The sequence below is a fragment of the Limosilactobacillus reuteri subsp. porcinus genome, assembly GCF_036621895.1.
Classification (GTDB): Bacteria; Bacillota; Bacilli; order Lactobacillales; family Lactobacillaceae; genus Limosilactobacillus; species Limosilactobacillus reuteri_J.
This window is the reverse complement of record NZ_LN887320.1, coordinates 1-4,382: the sequence shown is the minus strand read 5'-3', so window position 1 is coordinate 4,382 and position 4,382 is coordinate 1. Positions and strand designations below refer to the sequence as shown.

At 41.4% G+C, this 4,382-nt stretch carries 5 protein-coding genes; 2 read left to right on the top strand and 3 right to left on the bottom strand.

Translation table 11 applies throughout. The features are described 5' to 3' along the window. Positions 1-66 precede the first annotated feature (66 nt). From AACL61_RS01015 to AACL61_RS01005, 3 genes are all read right to left on the bottom strand, one after another. Positions 67-759 (bottom strand): hypothetical protein, encoded by a 693-nt coding sequence (locus tag AACL61_RS01015; protein WP_020843138.1) that lies wholly within the window; start codon positions 757-759, stop codon positions 67-69. 231 nt (positions 760-990) lie between these two features. Beyond that, a complete protein-coding gene (rpsN, locus tag AACL61_RS01010) occupies positions 991-1,260 on the bottom strand; it encodes a 30S ribosomal protein S14 (protein WP_003667006.1) in 270 nt (89 codons plus the stop codon). A 145-nt stretch (positions 1,261-1,405) separates the two neighbouring features. Further along, on the bottom strand, positions 1,406-2,284 hold the full coding sequence (locus AACL61_RS01005; protein ID WP_339110852.1) for a metallophosphoesterase family protein: 879 nt from the start codon (positions 2,282-2,284) through the stop codon (positions 1,406-1,408). Between the two features lie 130 nt (positions 2,285-2,414). Here AACL61_RS01005 and AACL61_RS01000 point away from each other — a divergent pair, with 130 nt between their 5' ends. Further along, the gene (locus AACL61_RS01000) at positions 2,415-3,638 is read left to right on the top strand and encodes an MFS transporter (protein WP_003665703.1); all 1,224 of its coding nucleotides are present in this window, start codon (positions 2,415-2,417) and stop codon (positions 3,636-3,638) included. A gap of 20 nt (positions 3,639-3,658) precedes the next feature. Beyond that, entirely contained in the window at positions 3,659-4,360 is a 702-nt protein-coding gene (ubiE, locus tag AACL61_RS00995) for a bifunctional demethylmenaquinone methyltransferase/2-methoxy-6-polyprenyl-1,4-benzoquinol methylase UbiE (RefSeq protein WP_152703137.1), read from the top strand. Positions 4,361-4,382 lie beyond the last annotated feature (22 nt).

Sequence of the window (4,382 nt, the reverse complement as noted above, 5' to 3'; positions counted from 1 at the left end):
ATGCCGGGCGCACATAAAATAGAGGTTGAAAGAAAAATCATGTTTTTCTCAACCTCTTCATTATAATTACTTTTTCTTTTTATGAAAGCCAAGAAATGACCAGAAACCACGATGACCACCAGATTTTTTCTTTGGTTTCTTCTCTTCTTTTCGATCTTCTTTGGCAGCTTTTTCAGCGAGAGCCTTTTGTTTAGCGAGAATAGCTTCACGCTTTTGCCGTTCTTTTTCAGCCTCTTTCCGTGCCGCCATAGCCTTTTTAGCCCGCGCTGCCCGTTGCTGAGCAGCTTCTTTCATTAATTGTGGCCGCATCTGTTCCATTGTATCAAACATTGTCGCAACCTTAATAGCTGTCTTGTTAGCTAAGGCTTGATCAGTATTTGAAGCCACTTCAATATTATGGGCTGCTGCAATCTCACGTTCCCAGTATTGTTGTGTCTTAATAGGTAAACCAGTAAACTCCTGGCTCCGTAAGAACTGACCTGCTCGTGATAACTGCATTTTTAAAGAATGCTTATCAGTTTGCTGACCATTTAATGCTTTTCGTGAGTTATAGATCGCCTGATCAACAAGATCGACCATTGCTTGTGGTTCATTATATCCCTCTTTATGCTCTTGAAGGACATCCTCCCCCATTCTAATAGCTTCATCATAAAGGCCTTTAGAACGATCAGTCCCATTAAAGTACTTATATGTTTGCCTTACACGTACTTGATCAGCTACATCTTTACTTAGTTGATCAAAAACTACTTTTTCGTTCATTAGATTTCCACCGCCCGACTTTACTCGTCTACTATTCTTAGTATAGCAGTTATTGATCGCGAACGAAGCTAAAATGTCAACTTTTTAGAAGATTATCGAAAAATTTACCCGCTCGCCGGTTTGAGCAAAGTGTAGTTAAACTATTATTAGTCCTAATTTTCGGCCATTATTCAAAAAAAGGAGCTATCAAGAAGAATATTTCTCGACAACTCCTTATAAATAAGATTTAACTTACCAACTAGCCTTACGAACACCAGGGATTTGGCCCTTGTGTGCTAGTTCACGGAACTTAATCCGTGACATTCCAAACTTACGCATGTAGGCATGTGGTCGGCCATCGTAACGGTCACGGTTGTGAAGACGAACCGCACTAGAGTTACGAGGAAGTTTGGATAAACCGATGTAGTCGCCCTTCGCCTTTAATTCTTTGCGCTTTTCAGCGTATTTCTTTACTAAAGCTTCTTGGTGATGTAATTTAGCAATCTTTGACTTTTTTGCCATTAAGTAGTTCTCCTTTTATATTAAAAACTTTATCTACTATACAATTACTATTTAAAATTAAAACATCTGCGAACTCTTTTCATTTTAATATTATCGCTGATACTTACAAAAAATACAAGAATTTTGCATTACTCTTTGACTTTTCTTAACCATTTAATTTTTTCGCGTATTTACGGTATTCGTCAGCATAATTATATTGATTATTATATTCAGTTAAAAGTTCATCATCATGGGTATAAGCCCGCCCCGTCACCATCATCTTCTTGTAAAGGTCACGGTATGGCAAATCACTCTTATCGGCAATTTGTTTTTCCTGATCGCGACTATATCCAATATGACGGAAGCTAGTTTCAGCTAAACCAATATCGTCTACTTCCAAAATTAGATAATGGGCCCGCAAATCACGCTGGAGAGGTTGCCAGTGGTTGAATGGCTCGCCGATTGCTCCGGGATTTAAAACCATGCGTTCATCACTCCCATACCGCAAAAGATCATGATGAACATGAGCATAAATAGCCACATCAACTGGTTCGCCAGCGACATTAAACAACTTATCAAAATTCTCACTAGCTTGCGTAGGAAAAAGGTCTTGACCCATATTAAGCCACGGCAGGTTATGGGAGATACCAAAGTTAAGGGGGCCAACGCGTTTCGTCACGTGCATCGGCCAACTTGCAATCTTGTCAACCATTCCGTCGGGGGCATGTTCCGCAACGTACTGGGCTAACCGCGCAAAGTAAATGTGGGAAGGACGCTCCATATCCATCATCCCGCGAGCACCACGAACAACTAGGTCATCCCAGTTTCCTCGTACAATTACTGTTGGCTTCATTTCTTGCAAAATCTCCCAAATTGGTTTTACACTTGGGCCTGGCATCAGTAAATCACCAATAAACCAATATTCATCAACATGTTGCGCTATGCTGTCGCGATACATTGCCTGCAACGCTGTTAGATTTCCATGCGTATCTGAAAAGACTGCAATCCTCTTTTTCACAGATGATTTCCCCTTTCTTACCTTCATTAATATATTAGCAAATTTTCGAAAAAGAATGCTAAATTAATTTGTATTTTCAGAAGGATTTCCCATATTACAAATTATTTTGTTACAATATATTTTTATGAACAAATCATTTTAGGAGATGATAATCAAAATGGATTCGGAAGTCGCAAGAGGAAAATTTCCTCACGGTTGGCACCGAACTTTTTACACCCTCTGGCTCGGCGCGTTCATCACCGGGATGGGCTACTCGATGACGATGCCGTTTATCTCACTTTTTATTGCAGAATTAGGAAACTTTACGCGTTTTCAGCTCAACATTTACTCCGGACTAGCATTTGGGGTGACCTTCATTAGTCAAGCCATTGTTTCACCGTTCTGGGGCAGTCTGGCTGATCGCAAAGGACGAAAACTGATGTGTATGCGTGCATCAGGAGTAATGGCTTGTACAATCTGTGCAATTGGATTTGCCCAAAGTGTCTGGATGATTATTGGCATGCGGTTCCTTCAAGGAGTCTTTTCCGGCTACATTAATAACGCTACTGCTTTAATGGCTGGCGAAACACCGCATAATAAATCAGGCTGGGTAATGTCAGCGATGACTACTGCGGGGGTGGCCGGCAATTTGGTTGGTCCTTTGCTTGGTGGTTTCCTATCAGGATTGTTTGGGTACCGAATCCCATTTTTCATCACCGGAGCACTAATGTTTTGTGTCTTTCTCAGTACGTGGTTATTGACGGTAGAACATTTTACCCCAATTAAAAAAGAAGCGATGAAGCCAATGAAAGAGATAATTCATAATTTGGATAATCCACCATTGATCTTCGTTATGTTCTTAACCACAATGATTGTTACTTCTTCTACCATGTCAATTGACCCAATTATCAGTTTGTATGTTCGGCAATTGATGGGCGGCCATGGCAATATTGCCTTTGTCGCTGGGATTGTTGCTGCTACTCCAGGACTAGGAACATTGCTTGCCGCTTCAAAGGTTGGTCACACGATGGACCGGATTGGACCAGAAAAAGTATTACAGATTGGGATTCTCACGGCCTTTATCCTCTTTATCCCCATGACCATTACTAAATCTCCATGGGCCTTGGCATTTTGGCGCTTCTTGCTCGGGTTGGCAAACGCGGCGTTAATGCCTGCTACCCAAACGGTCTTAACCCTTGACGTCCCAACCGAAGCATTCGGTCGAATCTTTAGTTATAATCAATCTTTCCAGGCTGCAGGTGCGGTGTTAGGATCAATTCTTGGGTCATTCATTTCGGGGATTTCTAGTTATGAAATGGTCTTTGTCATTACTGGTTTGACCCTCCTGCTTAACTTTATCTTGGTGATGTTGGTTAGACCAAAGAAGCAACTTACAGAATAACTTAAAGAAAAGAGAAAATCATGGTTCAAACAAATAAATTATTAAATGAACACGAAGTAAATAACTTATTTTCCCGGGTTGCCCCCCGCTATGACTTATTAAACAATGTGATTAGTCTAGGAACGCAGAAAATATGGCGGCACGAACTTTTTAATCAGCTTCAGATTAAGCCCACTGATAACGCCTTAGATGTTTGCTGTGGAACGGGAGACCTCGCAATTGCCCTGGCTAAGCGGATCTCTGCTGGACGAGTAACCGGGCTTGATTTTAATAAAGAAATGTTGGAAATCGCTAAAGAAAAGACAAAGATGATTGGTAATCTTTTCTTGGTACAAGGGGATGCCATGGCGTTGCCGTTTGATGACAATAGCTTTGATATCGTCACCATTGGCTTTGGCTTACGAAATGTCCCAGATGCAGATAAGGCGCTCAGCGAGATTTACCGGGTCCTCAAGCCAGGTGGGCAATTCGTTAGCTTGGAAATGTCGCAGCCGACCAATCCAATTATTAAAGTCGGCTGGAAAGCTTACTTTACAGCCTTTCCATTAATGGCTTCATTAGCCGGTGGACATTACCGCGATTATCAATATTTAAAGAAAACCAGCCAACAATTCGTCTCCGCCCACCAACTTGCGCGGATGATGAAGGCAGTCGGATTTAAAGAAGTCCATTACCAACCATTGAACTTTGGCGCAGCTGCATTACATTTTGGGAATAAGTAGAAAATCGAGTAGGAGATAATTG

What these genes read in the sequence shown, in the direction of transcription:
- ubiE (WP_152703137.1), top strand. Translation starts at nt 3,659, where the DNA reads ATGGTTCAAACAAATAAATTATTAAATGAACACGAAGTAAATAACTTA.
- AACL61_RS01015 (WP_020843138.1), bottom strand. Translation starts at nt 759, where the DNA reads ATGAACGAAAAAGTAGTTTTTGATCAACTAAGTAAAGATGTAGCTGAT.
- AACL61_RS01000 (WP_003665703.1), top strand. Translation starts at nt 2,415, where the DNA reads ATGGATTCGGAAGTCGCAAGAGGAAAATTTCCTCACGGTTGGCACCGA.
- AACL61_RS01005 (WP_339110852.1), bottom strand. Translation starts at nt 2,284, where the DNA reads ATGAAGGTAAGAAAGGGGAAATCATCTGTGAAAAAGAGGATTGCAGTC.
- rpsN (WP_003667006.1), bottom strand. Translation starts at nt 1,260, where the DNA reads ATGGCAAAAAAGTCAAAGATTGCTAAATTACATCACCAAGAAGCTTTA.